At 40.2% G+C, this 18913-nt stretch carries 34 protein-coding genes; 14 read left to right on the forward strand and 20 right to left on the reverse strand.

Translation table 11 applies throughout. The annotated features are described in order from the left end of the window. Positions 1-2: 2 nt before the first annotated feature. The 10 genes from H5162_RS03690 to H5162_RS03735 form a co-directional block, all read right to left on the reverse strand. On the reverse strand, positions 3-464 hold the full coding sequence (locus tag H5162_RS03690; protein ID WP_182777697.1) for a P27 family phage terminase small subunit: 462 nt from the start codon (positions 462-464) through the stop codon (positions 3-5). Positions 465-556: 92 nt separating this feature from the next. Next, on the reverse strand, positions 557-934 hold the full coding sequence (locus tag H5162_RS03695; protein WP_182777698.1) for an HNH endonuclease: 378 nt from the start codon (positions 932-934) through the stop codon (positions 557-559). Further along, a complete protein-coding gene (locus tag H5162_RS03700) occupies positions 924-1220 on the reverse strand; it encodes a phage holin family protein (protein ID WP_182777699.1) in 297 nt (98 codons plus the stop codon). The genes H5162_RS03695 and H5162_RS03700 overlap by 11 nt, the downstream gene beginning before the upstream one ends. Beyond that, a complete protein-coding gene (locus H5162_RS03705) occupies positions 1204-1389 on the reverse strand; it encodes a hypothetical protein (RefSeq protein ID WP_182777700.1) in 186 nt (61 codons plus the stop codon). The genes H5162_RS03700 and H5162_RS03705 overlap by 17 nt, the downstream gene beginning before the upstream one ends. Next, positions 1379-1807 carry a hypothetical protein gene (locus H5162_RS03710; RefSeq protein ID WP_182777702.1) on the reverse strand — a complete coding sequence of 143 codons (429 nt, stop codon included), beginning with the start codon at positions 1805-1807 and terminating at the stop codon, positions 1379-1381. The genes H5162_RS03705 and H5162_RS03710 overlap by 11 nt, the downstream gene beginning before the upstream one ends. Continuing rightward, positions 1800-2273, reverse strand: a complete 474-nt coding sequence (locus tag H5162_RS03715; RefSeq protein ID WP_182777704.1) for a lysozyme — start codon at positions 2271-2273, stop codon at positions 1800-1802. Before H5162_RS03715 ends, H5162_RS03710 begins: the two co-directional genes overlap by 8 nt. Before the next feature lie 179 nt (positions 2274-2452). Then, a complete protein-coding gene (locus H5162_RS03720; protein ID WP_182777706.1) occupies positions 2453-2800 on the reverse strand; it encodes an antiterminator Q family protein in 348 nt (115 codons plus the stop codon). Beyond that, positions 2797-3117, reverse strand: coding sequence for a hypothetical protein (locus H5162_RS03725; protein ID WP_182777708.1), 321 nt, complete (start codon positions 3115-3117; stop codon positions 2797-2799). The genes H5162_RS03720 and H5162_RS03725 overlap by 4 nt, the downstream gene beginning before the upstream one ends. Then, a complete protein-coding gene (locus H5162_RS03730; RefSeq protein ID WP_182777710.1) occupies positions 3107-4474 on the reverse strand; it encodes a virulence-associated E family protein in 1368 nt (455 codons plus the stop codon). Before H5162_RS03730 ends, H5162_RS03725 begins: the two co-directional genes overlap by 11 nt. Beyond that, positions 4474-5538 carry a PriCT-2 domain-containing protein gene (locus tag H5162_RS03735; RefSeq protein WP_182777712.1) on the reverse strand — a complete coding sequence of 355 codons (1065 nt, stop codon included), beginning with the start codon at positions 5536-5538 and terminating at the stop codon, positions 4474-4476. The genes H5162_RS03730 and H5162_RS03735 overlap by 1 nt, the downstream gene beginning before the upstream one ends. Before the next feature lie 171 nt (positions 5539-5709). On the opposite strand from H5162_RS03735, the gene H5162_RS03740 reads away from it, so the two are divergent. After that, positions 5710-6150: a hypothetical protein gene (locus H5162_RS03740; RefSeq protein WP_182777714.1), complete on the forward strand. Its 441-nt coding sequence runs from the start codon at positions 5710-5712 to the stop codon at positions 6148-6150. Here H5162_RS03740 and H5162_RS03745 read toward each other — a convergent pair. The 4 genes from H5162_RS03745 to H5162_RS03760 form a co-directional block, all read right to left on the reverse strand. Further along, positions 6110-6352, reverse strand: coding sequence for a hypothetical protein (locus H5162_RS03745; protein WP_182777716.1), 243 nt, complete (start codon positions 6350-6352; stop codon positions 6110-6112). The genes H5162_RS03740 and H5162_RS03745 overlap by 41 nt on opposite strands. Before the next feature lie 185 nt (positions 6353-6537). Continuing rightward, a complete protein-coding gene (locus H5162_RS03750) occupies positions 6538-6936 on the reverse strand; it encodes a hypothetical protein (protein WP_182777718.1) in 399 nt (132 codons plus the stop codon). Further along, a complete protein-coding gene (locus H5162_RS03755) occupies positions 6933-7265 on the reverse strand; it encodes a hypothetical protein (protein WP_182777720.1) in 333 nt (110 codons plus the stop codon). The genes H5162_RS03750 and H5162_RS03755 overlap by 4 nt, the downstream gene beginning before the upstream one ends. 110 nt (positions 7266-7375) lie before the next feature. Next, positions 7376-7624 carry a YdaS family helix-turn-helix protein gene (locus tag H5162_RS03760; protein WP_182777722.1) on the reverse strand — a complete coding sequence of 83 codons (249 nt, stop codon included), beginning with the start codon at positions 7622-7624 and terminating at the stop codon, positions 7376-7378. Positions 7625-7715: 91 nt separating this feature from the next. Here H5162_RS03760 and H5162_RS03765 point away from each other — a divergent pair, with 91 nt between their 5' ends. Continuing rightward, a complete protein-coding gene (locus H5162_RS03765; RefSeq protein ID WP_182777724.1) occupies positions 7716-8450 on the forward strand; it encodes a S24 family peptidase in 735 nt (244 codons plus the stop codon). On the opposite strand, the gene H5162_RS03770 is transcribed toward H5162_RS03765, so the two are convergent. Beyond that, positions 8436-9311 carry an exonuclease domain-containing protein gene (locus H5162_RS03770; RefSeq protein WP_182777726.1) on the reverse strand — a complete coding sequence of 292 codons (876 nt, stop codon included), beginning with the start codon at positions 9309-9311 and terminating at the stop codon, positions 8436-8438. The genes H5162_RS03765 and H5162_RS03770 overlap by 15 nt on opposite strands. 188 nt (positions 9312-9499) lie before the next feature. Between H5162_RS03770 and H5162_RS03775 the strand changes: the two genes are divergently transcribed. From H5162_RS03775 to H5162_RS03825, 11 genes are all read left to right on the forward strand, one after another. Next, positions 9500-9904, forward strand: a complete 405-nt coding sequence (locus H5162_RS03775; protein WP_182777728.1) for a LuxR C-terminal-related transcriptional regulator — start codon at positions 9500-9502, stop codon at positions 9902-9904. Between the two features lie 19 nt (positions 9905-9923). Beyond that, positions 9924-10088 (forward strand): hypothetical protein, encoded by a 165-nt coding sequence (locus H5162_RS03780; protein ID WP_157586741.1) that lies wholly within the window; start codon positions 9924-9926, stop codon positions 10086-10088. A gap of 105 nt (positions 10089-10193) precedes the next feature. Beyond that, positions 10194-10457 carry a hypothetical protein gene (locus H5162_RS03785; protein ID WP_182777730.1) on the forward strand — a complete coding sequence of 88 codons (264 nt, stop codon included), beginning with the start codon at positions 10194-10196 and terminating at the stop codon, positions 10455-10457. Then, complete coding sequence (locus tag H5162_RS03790; RefSeq protein WP_182777732.1) at positions 10457-10627, forward strand: hypothetical protein; 171 nt, start codon at positions 10457-10459, stop codon at positions 10625-10627. Before H5162_RS03785 ends, H5162_RS03790 begins: the two co-directional genes overlap by 1 nt. A 197-nt stretch (positions 10628-10824) precedes the next feature. After that, a complete protein-coding gene (locus H5162_RS03795; protein ID WP_182777734.1) occupies positions 10825-11112 on the forward strand; it encodes a hypothetical protein in 288 nt (95 codons plus the stop codon). Then, on the forward strand, positions 11099-11338 hold the full coding sequence (locus H5162_RS03800) for a hypothetical protein (protein ID WP_182777736.1): 240 nt from the start codon (positions 11099-11101) through the stop codon (positions 11336-11338). The genes H5162_RS03795 and H5162_RS03800 overlap by 14 nt, the downstream gene beginning before the upstream one ends. Beyond that, complete coding sequence (locus H5162_RS03805) at positions 11339-11611, forward strand: hypothetical protein (RefSeq protein ID WP_220493500.1); 273 nt, start codon at positions 11339-11341, stop codon at positions 11609-11611. 9 nt (positions 11612-11620) lie between these two features. Beyond that, positions 11621-11776, forward strand: coding sequence for a hypothetical protein (locus H5162_RS03810; RefSeq protein WP_182777738.1), 156 nt, complete (start codon positions 11621-11623; stop codon positions 11774-11776). Further along, positions 11773-11994 carry a hypothetical protein gene (locus H5162_RS03815; RefSeq protein WP_182777740.1) on the forward strand — a complete coding sequence of 74 codons (222 nt, stop codon included), beginning with the start codon at positions 11773-11775 and terminating at the stop codon, positions 11992-11994. The genes H5162_RS03810 and H5162_RS03815 overlap by 4 nt, the downstream gene beginning before the upstream one ends. 1 nt (position 11995) lies before the next feature. After that, positions 11996-13171 (forward strand): recombinase, encoded by a 1176-nt coding sequence (locus H5162_RS03820; RefSeq protein ID WP_182777742.1) that lies wholly within the window; start codon positions 11996-11998, stop codon positions 13169-13171. 315 nt (positions 13172-13486) lie between these two features. Beyond that, positions 13487-14014, forward strand: coding sequence for a KilA-N domain-containing protein (locus H5162_RS03825; RefSeq protein WP_182777744.1), 528 nt, complete (start codon positions 13487-13489; stop codon positions 14012-14014). A 47-nt stretch (positions 14015-14061) separates the two neighbouring features. On the opposite strand, the gene H5162_RS03830 is transcribed toward H5162_RS03825, so the two are convergent. The 4 genes from H5162_RS03830 to H5162_RS03845 form a co-directional block, all read right to left on the reverse strand. After that, a complete protein-coding gene (locus H5162_RS03830; protein ID WP_182777746.1) occupies positions 14062-14871 on the reverse strand; it encodes a DUF4238 domain-containing protein in 810 nt (269 codons plus the stop codon). Between the two features lie 68 nt (positions 14872-14939). Then, on the reverse strand, positions 14940-15125 hold the full coding sequence (locus H5162_RS03835; protein WP_182777748.1) for a hypothetical protein: 186 nt from the start codon (positions 15123-15125) through the stop codon (positions 14940-14942). 157 nt (positions 15126-15282) lie between these two features. Continuing rightward, the gene (locus tag H5162_RS03840) at positions 15283-15528 is read right to left on the reverse strand and encodes a hypothetical protein (protein WP_016899763.1); all 246 of its coding nucleotides are present in this window, start codon (positions 15526-15528) and stop codon (positions 15283-15285) included. Then, positions 15521-16417 (reverse strand): hypothetical protein, encoded by an 897-nt coding sequence (locus tag H5162_RS03845; RefSeq protein ID WP_182777750.1) that lies wholly within the window; start codon positions 16415-16417, stop codon positions 15521-15523. Before H5162_RS03845 ends, H5162_RS03840 begins: the two co-directional genes overlap by 8 nt. 356 nt (positions 16418-16773) lie before the next feature. Between H5162_RS03845 and H5162_RS03850 the strand changes: the two genes are divergently transcribed. After that, complete coding sequence (locus tag H5162_RS03850) at positions 16774-18195, forward strand: PIN-like domain-containing protein (RefSeq protein ID WP_182777752.1); 1422 nt, start codon at positions 16774-16776, stop codon at positions 18193-18195. A 53-nt stretch (positions 18196-18248) separates the two neighbouring features. Here H5162_RS03850 and H5162_RS03855 read toward each other — a convergent pair whose 3' ends face one another. Further along, positions 18249-18659, reverse strand: a complete 411-nt coding sequence (locus H5162_RS03855; protein WP_182777754.1) for a LexA family transcriptional regulator — start codon at positions 18657-18659, stop codon at positions 18249-18251. Positions 18660-18913 lie beyond the last annotated feature (254 nt).

Here is an 18913-nt window from a genome sequence, read left to right on the forward strand (position 1 = left end):
ACTCAGTACAAATCATCAAATAAACCAGGTTGCAGATTATTAAATCGTTGGTCTGTCGCAGGACTACCACCTATCTGATTTATTAAGCTGTTGAGTTTGCGCCAGTCGTCATTGTACTGGCTAGCCTCTGGCCTTGTTTTATGCTGAATACCGTTACGACCTTCGGTTGTATATTTCCAACCGCTCTCATCTAAGTATGTAAGAGCCGCTTCCATGCGAGCAATTACAATGCAGTACTCTTTAAAAAATCGAATATAGTGAGGCTTAAACCTGTTAATCTTTACATACTCAGGTATATCACTATTCCATACCTGCTGTTCTGGTTTTGACATACCACGCGGACGCGATTGGGTCGCGATCTTTTTCGCGTCCTTATCACTAATTTCCTTGTTTTCAGCAGAATTAGGGAACTGAACAACCTTGTTAGTTGAGTCCTCTGCTACTGCTGGGTATCTACCTGCCATAATTACCAAATAATCTCTTTAAGTGGGTTTTTCAATTTCAATTCTTCCCCGCATAAAAATCTAATTGAGGGGGCGGTGTACGTGGAGTAGCGCTAAACTTTGCCTACCCCCGGGTTAAGACTTTGACGTGACTCAAGTGCTGTTTTCTCTTTATCACAAGACTGACAAATAGTCTGAAGATTATCTATCTTATCGTCACCACCTTGGCTGATAGGCACTATGTGATCACATATGCCATGGTAAGCACCATGCAACTCAACAGATGTTAGAACACCTTTAGCTTTGCATATCTGACACAAGAAGTTATCACGATGAAATATAAACTCTCTTGTTCGCTGCCACACACGGCCACCTCTACCTGATTGTTTGTTTCCGTTACGCTTACGGCCAAACGGTACACGTTTAGGGCATGGTTCACCTCTGTGAACAGCTTTGCACTTAGTGCACCAAGTACCAGGCTTAGTTGCCATTTAACTTATCCTGGCAAAGCAGTTGTGCTTGGTCGCTCATTTGTAATGCTTCCATACGAGCACGATGAAACTCTCTATCATCTTCATGCTTACGCGCTTCACGTTCATTGCGTTTGTGTTGAAACCGCCAGTTAACAAAGAAGGTTAACGCAGCAAACACTATGCCCAGTAATATCGCCCATTCGTTCAAGCTTAAAATCCCTCCAGCTGCTGCGCCTAAGCTTGCACTGTAAGTCGTTGCACTTACCGCTTTTTGCATAGCTATATCACTAGTCTCTATTCGCATTGTTCCAACTTCTTGCTTTTAACAATTGCTCATTACACATATCAATAACCGACTCTAAATAAGCCGTATACTGGCTATGTGATGCATTATCACCAACAACATGATCATCAATATCACAGTGTTGTATAAACTCTTTAGGCATCTGCACAAACTCATACTTAGTTTGCACTATCGTCTTTACTGCAGGCTCCACTGATGGCGTACTTGAACACGCCGATAACAGCGCTAGGCACGCAATCATTAGCCCAAGTTTTAGTTGTCTCATTAGTTGAAAGCCTTAACGCATCAAGCTGCGAGGTAGAGTGATGGAGTTGAGTTTTAATAGAAGTAAGCTGCTGTTGATGATCAGCTCTTAACTTAGCAAGTAAGTCACGCTCTTTAAGCAGCTGCTTATTTTGCTGATCAGCAACCGCCAACGAATTAGTTAAGTACTCGGCATGGTTCCTATAACTTAGTACAGACGCTTTAAGCTGTTTGTTATCGTCAAGCGCTTGCGTTAAGTCAGACTCAACGGTCATATACTTAATAACGGTAATGCCCAGCATCGTTGCTAAGCCTGCAAAAACAATCTTATTTAAACTAAGCATCAGTTAGCTCACTCAAACATAGTTTTCGTTCTAGCTCTCGGCGCTTAACTAAGCCAGCAAGCTTACGGCCATCAGCATAAACCCAGCGTGGTAATTCATTACATGCCTTAACACGCTCATCGTTATTTAAGTATTTAAGCAACGTACTACTACGGAAGTTCCCAGAGCCCACGTTATAGTGAAACGACAAGTAAGCCGCATGCTCACTGGTAGTAAGCGAACTATTCACCGTTCTCAATAACTGCTCATTATGATCACCTAAGTCCATAGCAAACAGGTTTAAACATTCTTTTTCAGTGTAAGTCTTACCAAGTTCAGCTGTTTGAGTATGGCCAAAGCAGGCCGTAACCACACCAACAGGATCCACATAACCTGTTCTTACTTCACCCTCAAATTCAGCAACCATCACACCAGCCAAAGCAAGAACGCCCGTAACACCAGCGGCTAATAGTTTGTTAACTTTCATTTAAGGCCTCAAACGTAAAAAACCCGCTAAGGCAAAACCTAAGCGGGTTACAACAACAGGATGTAAGGATTAATCAGCAGACACAAAAAAGCCCAAGGTGTTAACCTCGGGCTTTATGATGCAGCTTTGCTAAGCTTACCTGAATTAGTATAGTTATTGCGCGCGCAATTGCAAACTATTTATGCAGCAGTTTTAATTAAAACCCCTTTCGCCATTAAATGGCCCTCAAGCCAAGCCGAACCACTTAACAACAACTGCCTAGCTTTCGTTTCACCTATATCTAAATTCTTAGCTATTTGCCTAGTGCTCAATTTAGAACGATAGCTCATCATAACCACCATCTTAGTTTTTGGTGCGTACTGGCCTAGCATCGCCACTGCTTGGTCAATCAACAAACCCATATCATCATCAATAGACGTGATCACATCATTCGATGCAGAGCTCAACGTGAGCCCTAAACCAGCCTGAGACCACACACCCCATTCATTAAGCAAATCATCAATAGTCGTAACTAACTGCATCATCATTCCCCATCAAAGCCTAATAACAAATTAAAACCGCCTTGGTCACACTTGTTTTTACCGTGACCATCTACCGTGACCGCTACAACCCTTGCAAATACTCTATTGGTCATACTGGTCATGGTGGTCATAGTGTTTTTACATACACAAGAACAAACATATAAATAGAAAGTACAAAATACGCGTGTCCGCTCGCACCCGCGCGCGTATGTGTGCGCGAAAACACCGTGACCACCGTGACCACCATGACCACACCAACAACCATGCACCTTACAGCGGTCACCACTGCTGGTCATGGTCACAGTAAACAACCTACTTAACATTCCAAAACCCCTCAGGCGCCACGTAAAACGCAGGGCGCTTCCCGTCAACTCGCTTCTTCTTCTTAGTAAACCCAAGCCTGTGCATTATCTGACCAACACGCTTTTGTTCAGGCGGTCGCATAGCATGCGGATCCATACCAAGCACCTCCGTCATAATATCTGCCAACGAATAATCCCCGCGCATATTCTTAAGCAGCCACTCATAAATCATGCCCTCCCACACATCAGAATCAAATCTATCTTCCTGCTGCTCTTCAAACAAATGCTTATACTCATCAGTAGGCCACCAAGGCATCCCCTCATTAAACAAATGCAAAGCCTCCGCCCAAAGCTGGTCTCTATCACGAGCAATCGCATCCTGACATATCTTCGTACACATCACAGGCCAGTAACGCCGGTTACCCGTAGAATCCTTTAAATACCTATCTTGGTTTGTAGTACCAACAAACACACATTGCCTAGGGAACTCCTGCACCATACGGCCATAACTCGGGCGGTACCTATCAACCTTAGAACCAAAGAACTGTTTAGCCTTCGTATTTTCAGCCTTATTAAACGAATCAAGCTCAGCAAGCTCAATACCCCACATCCCCTGCATTTGCTGAAACGTATCTTTTTCACCAAGGGCCATAGGCGTATCAGTAAACCAATCACCAAACAAATTGTTACACATACTCGACTTACCTAAGCCCTGCGAACCCTCAAGAATCAAAACCGAATCCACCTTAACAGGCGGGCACATCACCCGCGCCACAGCCGAAACCAAAAAGAACGTCCCAACCATAGCCGCATATTCGGTATCTTCAGCGCCTAAATAACTATGCAACCACACAGCCACGCGTGGTGTACCATCCCACTTAACCGAGGTTAAATAGTCTTTAACAGGGTGAAAGGCATGCTCTTCTGAATGAACCAAAATAGCCCCAAGCACATCATTGGCCCTAGGCGTAAAACCATAAGTTTCAGAAAGGTAAATACGTAAGCGCTCAGTGTCAGTGTCAGTCCACTCACCCACCTTACCCTTTAAAAAAGGCGGCTTCTTACGTTTAATAATGCGATAACTAAAGTCGCAATAACCCAACACCCCATCAAAAGCAGGGTCATTTTCAAGCACCAACTTTGTATTGCTAATACTCGCCTGAGGATTACCCGAATTAGTTCTTTGGAAATTGCGCTGCCACTGCTCATCCCCCAGAGAACGCTGTCGCGCGTCAGCGTTTTGCGGCGGCGGGTTATTTTCATTATTACCATCATTAGCACTAGGCTTATCAACCACACTCAGTAATTGTGCTTTAACCGCATCAAGGCCAGCATTAACGTGTAAATCATTCCAATCGTTTAAACTACTCTTAGCCATTATGCCGCCTTATCTACAACAGCAGAAAAGTCAGGTATCGCTACAAAACCACCTACCGCAGCTGCAGCATCATTAGCCATGCTTACGCCCGGATTCCCCTTCGTATTAGCATCGTCATCAGCACAAAATATAAATGATTTATCAACAAGCTTTTGTTTAAGCTCAGTAGCCACCGCCATCAAATTTCCCGCATCAAGCGCCACAGCGCACGGCCACTTAGTTGCCATGTGTATGCTCGCCCCAGTGGCATAACCCTCACAAACCGCCAAAATATTACAACTGCTCGCCTTACCAATAAAGTGGAACAACCCAGCCTTACGGCCATGCTTTAAAAACAGTTTGGTCCCCTGCTCATTAATAACCTGAATATTCCAAAGCGCCTTATTAATATCAATTAACGGCATTACCAAATCACCGCGCTTAAAATGCAAAAAGCTAAAATCGCGGCTCTCCTTATCGGGTAAATCAGCAAAAAATTGTTTAATCTCTTTACCACCTGTCACAGTCTCAGCCGTAAAATTAGGCCTAAAAATAACTATCACAGCACTTTTAAAGCTACTTAAACCAAAACTGGCCACCTTCTTGGTAGCCAAATATTTATTAGAGTTAACAGGTTTAGTAAATTGATCGACAAGTATTCTGGAAAAATCAGCAACAACCCCATGCCAACGCTGGCGCGCGGCTTCATCTTCGGCCTCTTGCGCTTCGCGCTCCTTAGCACGTTGAGCAAATTCAGCATTAAGCCTAGCTTGCTCTTCTGGCGATATCGGCTCACGTTCAAAAGTCAGCCCATTATCAATAGCCATTTTAAAAACAGTTTTAATCGTAGTACCGCCGCCTGCCTTAATGCTACGCCAGGCACTTTTTACATCGCTCGGTTTATAGCGCTCACTGCCTGCGCTCCAACTATCAAACGCATCAAAGCCCGCATCACCAAACTCATTTTTAATACCCATACCCACCTTAACCCACTCATCACGCGAGCAATTAGGGTCAAGATACTGCAACGCATCATGTAAATCCTGCAAAGTCGTTTGCTGCATAGCCGCTCCTATTGTTTTCATCTACTAATCCAAACCTGTCGTTACTTTGTTTTTAGATACTTACATATTATTTTTTAAACCTTCAAAGTCTTAACCTTGGTCAGCTCAGCCCTTTAATTCCTGTTAAAAGTTGCCCCCTTAAATTAGTATGTTTAGTGACCAAGCCAACAAACCAAAATAAGGAAGCAAAAAATGTCTATACCACTAGATCCACAAAATAAATTTGTTTTAATTAGTTCGCTCGTCTTGCACCACACAGCCGAGGCCTTTCCATTTGAGGTCTCTTTAACAGACGAAAAAATGAAGTCTTTTTTATATGGGCATGGAATAAACCGACTCATAGAGAATCTGGATGAAGTATTTACTCCAACAATTAAATGGCTAAATAATGAGAGGTACATTCGTCGTTCAACTGATAATGACGATTCATATTCAATTACAGAAAAAGGCTTAGCCGCTGCACAGTTTAAAGTTAAACAAGCTCCAGTTTGGTTTAAGCAATACCTAGCCACAAAAAAAGATGGCGAATATTTCTTTGAACACAACGAACTAGAGTTAGGAAGAACTAAACTCAAATGCACCGGCCCTGCCATTAATCTTTTGCCTGAAAACTGGCTTCAGGCTGACGAATAACGGCTAGCTGTCTTTCTAGCTTTACTCTCTCTTCACTGAAATGCTTCAGGTGCTTTGATGCTTGGTCAATACGCTCTTGAAGCTTTACTTCTCTTTCCTTCAAAAAATCAAGATCATCTTTCGTTAAGCCAAATTGCTTTGTCTCACCATCAATTTGAAACGTAGCAACACCAATACATAAATCTTCATTGTGCTCAGTCATGTTTTTCATCCTATTACTGTGTTGTATTAAAGCGCCCCCTTAAATTAGTATGCTTAGTAACCAAACCAACAAACCAAAATAAGGAAGCAAAACCATGTATAAATATCGCCTTTACTACCTTTGCCAAGAGGGAGATATGAACTCAAAAACATACACATCAACCACCCCTGTAAACGTTGGCGATGTTATTCAGCCCGATGACGGCTTTTATCATCAAGTGACGCAAATTCATCAACAAAAGACAGGCGCTCGCCTTGATCTATCCAAATCTGCTCAATCTGCTGAGGAGGCAGAGCTCCTACGAGAGCAACTAGAACACTCCCTAAAGTTCTAGCAGCCTCTCTTGAAACGTCTAACTCACTAAATTTCGTTAGCGGCCACATCAATCGGGCTTGTGTATCCACACCAGCCTGATGAATTCCCATACCGCTAATCCAAGCAGCAGCCCTTACCTTTTGTTCCATAGTAGGTTTTGGTACAAAAATGCTAAGTTCGTGTACCTTGCCAGGATTAGGGTTTAACAAATTAGCCAAAGCAACAGAATCGATATTGCGTAACTTTTCTAATAACTCTGCCTCACTCATTTTGAGCCCCTATGCTTTTCATACACCGCTGCAAGGTTACCCAGCTGTGGTGGCAATAAATCCTCATAACGCTTAGCAAACACAGCTTTAGCAATACGTAATAAGCCCTCACTTGGATAAAGACACACAACACTACTCATATCGTCTTTATTAAAATGAGTTACCACCACAACCAAATCACCTTTTTCCATCAGCTCTTCAATATTAGTGCGCACCAAATTAGCCACATGCACTTCTAGCTTTTCAAGCGCAGAACGCAAACGATCAAAAAGTGGCATTACTGCCGAACTATCAACAGTAAAACTAAGCGTCAAATCTTTAACCGCCATAAATCACCTGTATAAAAAAACATATATTGCGCAGGTTTACCCCACATTGCGTTATTGCACTAAAATTAACCGCACAACAACACAGGAATAACCCCATGAAAACTACTAACCTAAGCAGCGTGTTTATTTTGCATAGCCTCACAAATCATTTCATATTCATCAGGCGGGTAAATATCAGGTCTCAACTGGTGGCGTGGAACCCCTGAGACTAGCTCTATTTTAATAACCATTTCGGCTGGGACTTTTTTATCCCTGTTAAGCCAAGTGGATACATGAGCTTGTTTTTTTCCAATTTTAGAAGCTAAAGACGATTGTCCACCGCATTGATCAATAGCTTTTTGTAAACCTATACAACTCATGATCTACACCTCAATTTATAACATTAGTTATCAAGGTTATCATAACTTTTGTTATTTGCAATATATAACATTTGTTATGCATAATAGAATTATGAAATTAAAAGATAGATTCAAACAAGCTAGAGAGGCGGCCAAACTTACCCAAGACGAACTTGGTGAGTTAGTTGGTGTATCTCAAGTTAGCATTGTCAAAATTGAAAATGGCAAAACTAAAGACCCCCGCAAAATAAACGATTTTGCTAGGGTACTTGGTGTTCCTGTAGATTGGTTACTGCATGGTGACAGTGACGCACATAAAAACCATATAAAAGAAGTGCCTTTTAGTTTTGGTTCAGGAAAAACAAACTCAAATGTAAGTCATTTGATACAATTAGACCCATGGGATAATAAAACCCCACTCAATGATGATGAAGTAGAAGTACCGTTTTATATAGAAGTAGAATTATCAGCAGGTATTGGTTCAACAATACAACTTGAAACATCAGGCCCAAAACTACGATTTTCTAAGTCGTCGTTGCGCAAACATGGTATTGATTATAATGCTGCCGCTTGTGTAAAAGTGTCTGGCAATTCAATGGAACCTGTTATACCTGATGGTGCAACCGTTGGTATTGATACAGCAAATACAACAATAAAAGATGGCGATATGTTCGCCATAGATTGGGCGGGCGCGTTGTTTGTTAAAACTCTCACACGTAGACCAGGTGGTGGCCTGCGCATACGCAGTTTTAATATGGATGAATACCCAGACGAAAACCTAACACTTGAAGAAGCACAACAGGTTAGAGTAATCGGCCGAGTATTCTGGTACTCAGTTATAAGATGATACTTGAGCCATAAAATCAGATTCAGCCATAATTTGTATTTCTTGGCCCTTAGCAATTAAATCCTCTGCTTTACGGTGCTTGCTGCTCTTATCGTGCCCAGCAAGTACCGACATGTCTTGATCACCCACAACAAGCATAGTCGTTTTTTTAGTAACACCCTTCGCCACATCACACCCAGCTTTAGCGGCAAGTTCCGCAGCATCAGCTCGTGATAAAGTTAAATTACCAGTAAACACAATAATATTACCGGCTAAACTTCCTTCTGGGTTGCCCTTGAGTTCATCTATATGCAACTTTTCAAACCGAGACAACTGCTTTTTATTTAGTTCATCAAACCAATCATCTAAAGTACAAGCCCTAACCTCACAAGCTGCAATTAACACCTTGCCACACGCTACCGCATCCTCAAGCGCATCATGGTGTTTAAATTCAATCCCCAAGTGATGGCAAATATTACCCAGCCCATAGCCACGCTCTGAAAATTGAGTCCAAGCACGACGAGTAACACGCGCAGAATCAAGCCATTTAGGTTTATCATTAAACGGTAAATTATATCGAATAGACGCTTTATTCAAAGCCGTTCTATCGTAGGCCGTATGAGTAACAATATGATCATCACCCACAAAGTGCCAAAACGCATCAATAAAATCATTCATTGTTGGGGCACTTTTAACATCACTGGCAGTAATGCCATGAACCTCAATGTTTTCATAACTAAAAGGCTGATTTGGGTTTATCAGCTGTGAAATGGACTCAACAACAACACCATCCCTAAACCGTGCCAACCCGATTTGGCAAATAGAACTATGATCTTCATTAGCCGTTTCAACATCTAAAGCAATAAAATTAAGTCCTTTCATTTGAATTCCTTTTATTCTAAAACCTCACAATATTAGCGCCATCTCTTTAAATGTTCAAAATAAATACAAATAAAAATTCATAATTATCAAAAATATAACTTTAATCAGTAAATTTTAATAACTTTTGTTATTTACAAAATAAGTTTAAAAGGTATTATTTATAACATTAGTTATAAATGAGCCAAAAAATGAACACTCAACGCACAGAAACTGGATACCAGCTTGACGGCATGCACGTTAACGCCAAGCCCTATTCACGCCTACCAACCCAGCAGGCGCGCACCTTGTTATTGGTCGCTAAAGGCCTACCGCAAAAAAGCATAGCCGATGAGTTAGGCGTAAAACTGTGCACGGTTCGCCAAGCATGTAACGAGCTCAGCTTTAAATTTAACACCCATTCCATGCGTCAAACAGTACACCAAGCAATCAAGCAAGGCGTATTGCGCTACACAGTATGCATACTGCTTTGCCTAATTAGCGCAGCAAATAACGACCTAGAACGCAGCTTTAGAACTATTCGGGTAGCCCGAACAGTTCGCACCACCCGTTTACGCCGCTTGCGTGAACTACAAAACGACTTACTAGCAGCCTAACGGCACAAGGAGAATAGCAATGACCAAAGTATTTTTATTCCCAACAGCCCGAAATAACGCCGCAACAGGCCCGTTACTTCACAAGCTAAAACAAGCGCAAAAGGTATGCCCATTTCAATTGATCATACCCGAGCAAAAAGCAGCTAATAGCCCATACCCTGAGCCACCACCACACGCAGCGTAACTCAGGGAAAGTGTCACAACCTGCTGGCGCGCACTTGCCCAACTAGCCCAGCCGAGTGGTTGCCGTAAGCAACCAACAACACAACAGGAAAAAGGACGAACAATCATGCTAAACATATTTACAGCACTCATCATCAACCAACTAAAGCAGCGCATTCACTTTATGAACCAGCGTATGCAAGGTGAAGAACTACGCATTTACGAATCAGGTACCAAATACTGCATCATCGTATTTGTCGATCTAAATACACAAACCGTACTTGGCACATGGGCACTAAACGCCAGCGCCAAGCGCGACCTGTGTGTCACCAAAGCGTTTTTAAGTCTTATTGAAAACACCCGTTCACAGCAAGCATTACTAGCAGCGTAATGACCGATTTTGAGCAAGCAACGCTCGAAACCTTGGTCAGCTTTAAAGCCAAAGACCAAGCCGAGATCAAACAGTTACTAACTAATAAAAAGCTCAAAAAAGAAGCCTGCGAACTGGTAAAAAAGTGGAACGAACAGCGCTTAAAGCTCGGTTTAAAGCCCTGGCAATAGTCATTACTAAACTAGCAATATTGATGACCGTAGCTAATAAAACAAAATTTTACCAACTGAAGGATAAAACAATGCACAAATTTAAACGCAACTGCGTAGCCCATCAACGAGCACGCATTCGCCAGTTTTACCAACGTAAACACGCTGTGCAAAGCGCACAGCCAACACAAACCAAAAAAGCCGCATAGGAGCCGCCAATGAATACGCATCAAGCAGCTGAGAGAATGCTCGAAACAGGGCTATTTTACACAGAGCTACTAATAGCCCGCGAGTTTGGCCAATCGTTCAAACATGGTGAAGCATGTTTAAGAAGCATACGAAAGAATAAGCGCTACACCATAATTGAAGAACAACACCCGGTTAAAAAAGTAAAAGTAATCGCCATCGATGGCCGTACAGTAACCATCAACCAATTACAGAACACCGCATTGTTATTTAAGCGCCCAAATATACTTATTCAGGAGAGCAGCAATGGCAACAGGTAACGTAATAAATATCAACGATACAACTCCTATCGTAACAGACGAACTACTTTTGAAGCTCAGTGAAAAACAACAAATACAAGTTTTAAAAATAGAGCGTGATGCCCTAATTGAAATCAACGAAGTAGACGACTTTCCATTTAATTACGTAGTAAAAATGGGAATTATGAGCTGTGCTTTAGCGTGTATAACAAAAGTGATCCATGAAAACCAAAGTGATTTTAATTAAATGCTTATCAATAAAATAACCATGCCAAAGGCCTGCATTAGCTGTCAGGCCTATAAACACATTGGCAAAACCGACGATCCGCACTGCCCGCATAAAGACTGGCGCGGCCAAGCTAAAACAAAAACCCGTTATGGCCACTGCCAAACCCACGGCACCCAAGTATTCATAACAGAGCTGTGCAACCAATATCAGCAAGAACCATTTATAGAAGTGGTTGATGCTGATAACAGGCCAACAGCAAAACAGCCAAGGCAAGAACGCTTAGCATTTTAAGGAACCAACATGGCTAAAAAAGTGATCAGCATAATAGAAGATGACGACGGCGTAATTATTGACATTCGTACGCCAGGTGATCGAACAAACTATGAATTTGAAAACCTAAACCAAGCGCTTGATGCGCTACCTAACTTAGACGAACTGCAAACAGGTGACTTATGAAAAAGCCTAAATTAATGAAAGCCCGCTGCTGGGCAAAAAAACACTTTCACAACGACTCACTCCCAAGCTATCAATCACTTCGTGACTGGGTAGCAACCGGCTATGTACAAGGTGAATTGGTAGGCCCAGGGCAACAAGTGTATATTTACGAAGATCAACAACCAGGAACGCATGCAAAAGCAAAAGAAATTGCATTGCAACTAGCAGCGAACAGCTAAAATGGCACCAAGAAAACGACTTAATAAAAACCGAGACCTGCCGCCGTTTTTATACTTTGATAAAAACGCCGGCTATCAACTCAAACTGGTAAACGGCAAGCGTAAAATAATCAGCCAAAACCGTACCGAAGCAATCATCATTGCCAACGAGTACAACCGCATAAAACGCGGCGGCTCATTACTAGACGACCTAATAAACGATACCGCGTCAAAAACCAGTTTTAGCAGCTTAGTAGATAAAATAATTGAGCGCATGACCGCCGATAAAAAGCCCGGCACCAGTGTTGTATCTACGTGGTTAAACGACGCCGAACGCGTTAAGTCATACTTCACCATGCCAGGCGAAGAAATCACCCTAAGTGATGTTACCGACTACATGAACCACTTTCATCAAAGCGCCAGCAACAATGTATACAATCGCAAATTAAGCTTCCTTGAACTGGTATTCGACTACGCCAAAGACACAGGCCACATGACCACCAACCCAGCAGCGCTTAAAATTAAAAAGCCAAAAGAAGCCAAAAAGCGCAAAGCCCTGGACGTAAACGCATTTGAAAAAATACGCGCCGCCGCCCCACTCTGGCTAAAAACAGCCATGGACTTAACCATGCAAACCACCCACGCAGTACTCGAAGTATCGCGCATAGAATACAAACTAAAAAAAGCAGAACCAGGGCGCTGTGGTTGCATTTGGTATAAAGAACCACTCACAGACCAATACGGTAAAATTTATGGTGAACTGGCAATACACCGCCAAAAAACCTATAAAAGTGAAGCGTCGCATGTGATCATACCTATCAACGACACAATAAAAGCCATTATCGACAACAGCCGCGACAACACCGTATCGCCATACGTCGTGCACAAGCTCCCTAAAAAGAACTCAAACCCAACCAGTGCATTGGTAAACCACATCACCCAAATAGTCAGCAAAAACATCAGCCGCGAATTTTCAAACGTACGCGACCAACTAGGCCTATACAGCAACCTAAAACCAGAAGAACGCCCAACCTACCATGAAATACGCGGCCTTTCAGCACGACTAATAAAAGCCCAGGGCTGGGACCCACAAACACGCATGGGCCATTCAGATAGCAAATCAACCAAAGTCTACACCGAATTCGGCAAGCAAATAGAATGGGTGCAAGTGCCCAACTTAACCGTAAACCTAAGCTAAACCACCAACGGCAAAATAAAGCATGATATTGACAAAAAATAACAGTCAGCCCATACTTATCCCACACCAGCAAAATCTGGTGTCGAGGGTCGCAGCTCGAAAGTTCAAAAAGGCGCTCACAACACGCCAATACACTTATGCGTGTTTTTTGTGAGCGGTGCCTAGTCGCGCCATCATTATGGTGCTCTGGGTGAGGCAGCCTTCGGGCTGGTCGGATTCCTTTTTGGCCGATACTGCGAACCTTGCTCAGAGCATCACCACTAGGATTCGCAGCCTTAGGTGATGTTTTTAAAACATCAACAAAAAGGTTTTAACATGACTACTCTATCTATCTTATCAAAACAGATCCGTTTGCATGACGGGCTTTATTCAATCAATGATTTACACCAAGTAAGTGGTGGCCTAGATAAAAACCGACCAGTGAAATTTCTGAGACTTGAACAAACTAAAGATTTAATAAACGAAATCTCAACTTGTCCAGATATGGACAACCCCGTTGAAACTAAGCGTGGTATAGGAACTTGGGTATGCAAAGAACTGGTTTACGCCTACGCCATGTGGATAAGCCCTAAGTTTCATCTACAAGTGATCCGCGCATTTGACGCCCAGCAACAACAGGCCATCACCAAAGCACCCGCTCCACTGGATTACCAGCGAATCATGCTCACTATCGAGAATGGCCAAACCACCCATACCCAAGCACTCGCGCTTGAAGATATGGTCACCTCATTCGATAAAATCCCCGGCATCCTACGCGAGAGTATGAAAATACAACCCTACCAACTCGCCCAAATAGCTAAAGCGGCCAACGAACGCTTAAGCCGAATGATCCACAAACGCTAGCCCATAAAAAAACCCGCTAATCAGCGGGTTTTATTTATTAATAGGTCCTACAGAAGTTTTAATAGTGATTGAAGCCGCTCTTTTGAAGAGCCAATTACTTTCTTTTTAGCGTTAAGTAATAACAGTTCATCAACTTCACCCATCCCTTGAAACTTTTTATTTGATAATGCATAGGTTTTACTAATCGGAAAGAAAGCCCCGCCCTCAAAATTAAACTCTGCATCAATTGAGTCAATAATTACTGGATTGTCAGAACACAAAAAGTCATTCCCAGGCTCTGATACCAAGAAACTAAAACCTTTCAATTGCTCTGGATGGAATTTAAAAGTTATAACCGGAAGAACGAAAAACTGTATAAATTTTTGCATGGCTTTATTCTTACACTTCTTTTTATAGAACTTTATATCCTTACGCGTAAATGGAATAACCTCCCTATTTTTTTCTAGTGATTGTTCATAAATATTGACAAGATCTGCCGCTAATATATTAGCTTTAATAGTCTGATTTGGGTTTCGCCAATATTGAACTGACATCATCATAATTAAAAAATTAGAAAACTCTTTCATATTCAAAAGTTCAGAAAGCGATTCATTGGAGCACTCTTCGAGCTTGAGAACTACTTTTGCAAACATGTTTTCTAATTGTCCATAACTGTCTTCTATAAGTAATGAAGTTTCACCAGATTGATTCAACGTATAAAGATCATGCTCATAAAAAATTTGTGAAGGTTTTTTAGGGGATTTTCCTATAGTCTTATATTCTTTGTTGAATAAAAATACGTCACTATTCTGATCAGAGAATCCTTTTATATAAAACTGTGGAATAAAATGGTGCTTTTTTGAAATTTGTTTACTCATAACTTACTTAAATCTTCTTTTGAATTTAATTTTGAATAATATAGATATGAGAATGTAATGGGACTAGACTATTTAATTTCTTTAGCATCCATTAAATTAGATTGAGCGATAACAGCTTTTTGGAATTCAGCATCAATTTTTTTAGTGCAAATACCCATGTCTTCGGCCTCTTTACGCCTTTTAGTTAAATATCCAATTCGCTTGTCTAACTTATTGTTCGCATGCATCAATGCAGGGCTTTGGATATTCAACATCGCTAGCCCCCAGTCGCCTATATACACAATTACAGTTATAACTAAAGGAGTACAAACTGTTAAAACATTTAAAAAATCTGACTCTGAGTAGCAATATTGAAAAATTGCTAACGCAACGGTATTAGCGCCAGCAATAAAGGCTCCTATTTTTTTTGTATTATCTTTCAGAAGCCCCCCTTGCTAATAAAAGCTTTTCTACTAACTCTTCATCATCTTTCAAATCTATCCGCTCAAATCGAACAGTGCCATTTTCATCTGTTATTTCGATGGTTAAATACTTAGGAGGAAAAAGTTTAGCTGTTAACCATCTACCTATGTTGTAAAACACATACCCGCAGTAAGGTAGACATAGTAAAATGCCCACCATCGCGATTAATTGTATATATGCTTCAGTTTCACTCATTATCTTTTATGATCTTCGCTTCTGGTCTAGTTCTGTGACGTAAAATACGTTTTATTTCTTTGCTATAAATTGGGCTATTACCTGTTCTGTGCTTTTTAGTCGTCTTAATAATGGCGCTGAATAAGTCATCTTTTACAAAATTCTGTTCATTACCTTTAATTCTAGCTAAAAATCCCTCATCTGACATTTTAGCTGTAACGACATCACCGTCAGGCAATCGTACTTGCCAACCACTCGAACCTTCAAAGTTAATTTTTACAAATCGAATATCTTTAGTTTCTTCTGTTTCAGTAACCTCATCTACTACAGTTTTAGCCGGCGTTTTGAAATTTTGAACGTCATCACTTTCATAAATCAATTCATTACCATCTTGATCAGTAATCTTAAATTTAGCGTCTGTGGTGCCTTCCAAAGGTGCTTTAATAACTGTATCTAAGTCTTTGCGAAGCTCTCTATTTAATACTAATTTAGCCACATCATCGTCTAATTCCAATGATTCATCATCACTAAAATGTAGTTTTGTTTTCCCTGATTCGGTCTTTTCTGTCAGCTTAATTGTACGTGATTTAATCTGGGCAATTGCACCTAGTACTGTCATTGAACTAATTGTTGCACCACCTGCAAAACCTAAAAGAGTTAATGGGTTTATGCCAGCTGCATTAAGATACGTTACAAATTCAACAACAAACGACCCTTCAGAATGAGCTTTTACATCCAGCTCTAAGTCTGACTCTTCACCGTTCAATGATTTGTCGGCATTTTTAAGCGCTTTTGATGTACTGATAATTGCGGCGCCAAGTTTTTCAGCGTCAATGGTGTGGTCTTTAGTTTCTGACGTATCATAAGATATTTCAAACACATACTTAGTTTTATTATTATTCTTATCCAAAATTGCGCCTCAAGGTGATAAACAGACGCGGCATTATAGAGTAAAAATAACTAAATACTACACGTCCGTATGTAATAACTTTTGAACAATATATAATTATTAATGCTGCAATACAAGCGATCACTCTATGCGTTATGTGCAAATTCAGCACAAGGTTTATGCAGCTTAATACTTCTGGTAATCACACATTCTAAGCAATACCTTTTTCAAACAACCTAGGAAATATTAACCTTAACGTCATTAAGCTTTATACACATCAAACCAATAATACGATGTACTTTGCTTATTTGACTAGTATTTCAACTAAAAAATTTTTACTATGATTAATAGTTACATAAAAACTCTCATGGATAGAAATGAACACCTTTAATAATTTACTAAAAACACACCAAGACTCAGAAGAAATAGATTTTGATGTAATCTGGAAAGAGGGCACATTTGTATTCGACTCAAATGTACTTCTAGATTTGTACAGACTGCCTGAATCGGCAAGTGCAGACTTAATAAAGGTACTTAACTCAAAAGATTTTAATCCACGAGTTTGGATTGGCTTTCAAGTGATATTGGAGTTTCTTAATAATAGACACTCTACAATAGGTGATCAAAAAGGAAGGTTTAATGAAGTTAAAAAGTTAGTTGATGAGGCAGTCTCAAAATTCGATGTTGCTATAAATGATTTAAAAAACTCATTAGACAAACTTAAATTGAACGAGAGGCACTCAGTCATAGAGCCTGATAAATTCATAACTGATGAAAGGATTTCTAAAAGTAAAGTTTTTTTAGAAGAGTTCATAAATGAACTTAACGATTTAGAAAAAAAACATCCCGATGTACATCAAAAAGATAAATTCAAAGATGTTGTTCTCAATATTTTTGAAGGAAAAATAGGTGAAGCTTTTACTAAAGATGAGCTTAATGATATTTATAAAACAGCCGATGACCGCTACCAAAAAAAAATCCCACCTGGATACCTAGATTTTAAAAAAGATGGTTCTTACTTTGTTGGTGAACTAGAATTCATTAGAAAGTATGGTGACTTGTTGCTATGGAGAGAAATAATAAAAAAAGCTGAATCTGATGGTATTGAACATCTGGTCTTAGTTACTGGGGATGTGAAGGAAGATTGGTGGCTCAAAAAACGAGGTAAAAACTTAAACGCCAGACTAGAACTACTAAATGAGATCTACTCTAGTTTACCGAACCTAAAATCTTTTTATTTATACGACACATCAAGTTTTTTGAAAAGTGCAAAGTCACAGCTAAATTTAGATATTAGTGAAGAAACGATAGAGCAAGCTAATAACTTGATACATATAGATAATAAAAAAACTAATCTATATGGTAAACAAGATAGATTAGTAGACTTTATTGAGATAGTTAAGTTTTTAAGTAATAAATTTAATGATCTAAAAGTATATATTCATCCAAGTGTTGAATTGATGCCTCCTATACCCATCCCTGAATTTGTTTCATATTCAGTAATAAGTGAAATTTTTGGGAATGCTAGTCAGCATAGCAGTGATAAAGTGTTGCAAATAACAGCATCTTTAAAATCTGGCAGTCACATAAACATTTTTTTCCGAAACAAGGTTAAAATTTTTCCTAGTGAGGAGGATAAAGCAGGAACATTGACAAAAGAAAATAGTCAAAAAGACCCTTCTCGAGGCCATGGGCTAAGAGCAATTGTAGACCAGTTAGAAAGTCTTGCCGTGATGACCGATTCGACTTTCGAAGATAATTATTTTACGCTAACTTTAAGATTTCCATTGGATTTTTGATAAAACAAGGTCATTGACTCTCAAAAGCACATATAAATTTAGTATGATGTCTTTTATTTGGCACTGAGAAACTCCACACAAGGCTTGTGCAAGCGAATACTTCTTGTAACCACTCCTTCTAAGCAAAAGCCATCTTCAGGTGATATATAAACTGGTGCATAGTCATCTGATGCCGACATCAACAAACGCTTTTCTTTATGGATTATTTTACAAACAAAGCAGCCATTGTAAGTGGCAACCACAATATCACCTGTATTTACATCAACTGCGCGATCGACAATTAACAGGTCGCCATCGAATATCCCTACCCCCTGCATAGATTGCCCCGATGCTACACCTATAAAAGTAGCATCTGGGTGCTTGATAAGTAATCCATCCAAAGTTAAGCCCAGCTCTTTATATTGCGCTGCCGGCGATTCAAAACCAGTAATACCCGCATCAATATAAATAGGAATAACAAACATACACACACCAAAATAAAACACTGTTTATTTGTACAGTATAAGCCTAGTGAGCGAGTTTGGAAAGGTAAAGTATCTTGCTAAGGAAAGTGAAGCTTTTGATTAAGATTTTCTAATGAGTTGTTTATATTGAGTTTTACTGATAACTTAAATACTCGATTTGTAACAAGCGCCCTAACCGCTTGATTTTATTGAATTGTAAAAATGATAAAAATTGCAAAATAAACTGTATATAAAATCAGTTAATTGTATTTATA

The organism is Pseudoalteromonas sp. SR41-8 (assembly GCF_014163915.1).
In the GTDB taxonomy this organism is placed as follows: Bacteria; Pseudomonadota; Gammaproteobacteria; order Enterobacterales; family Alteromonadaceae; genus Pseudoalteromonas; species Pseudoalteromonas rhizosphaerae.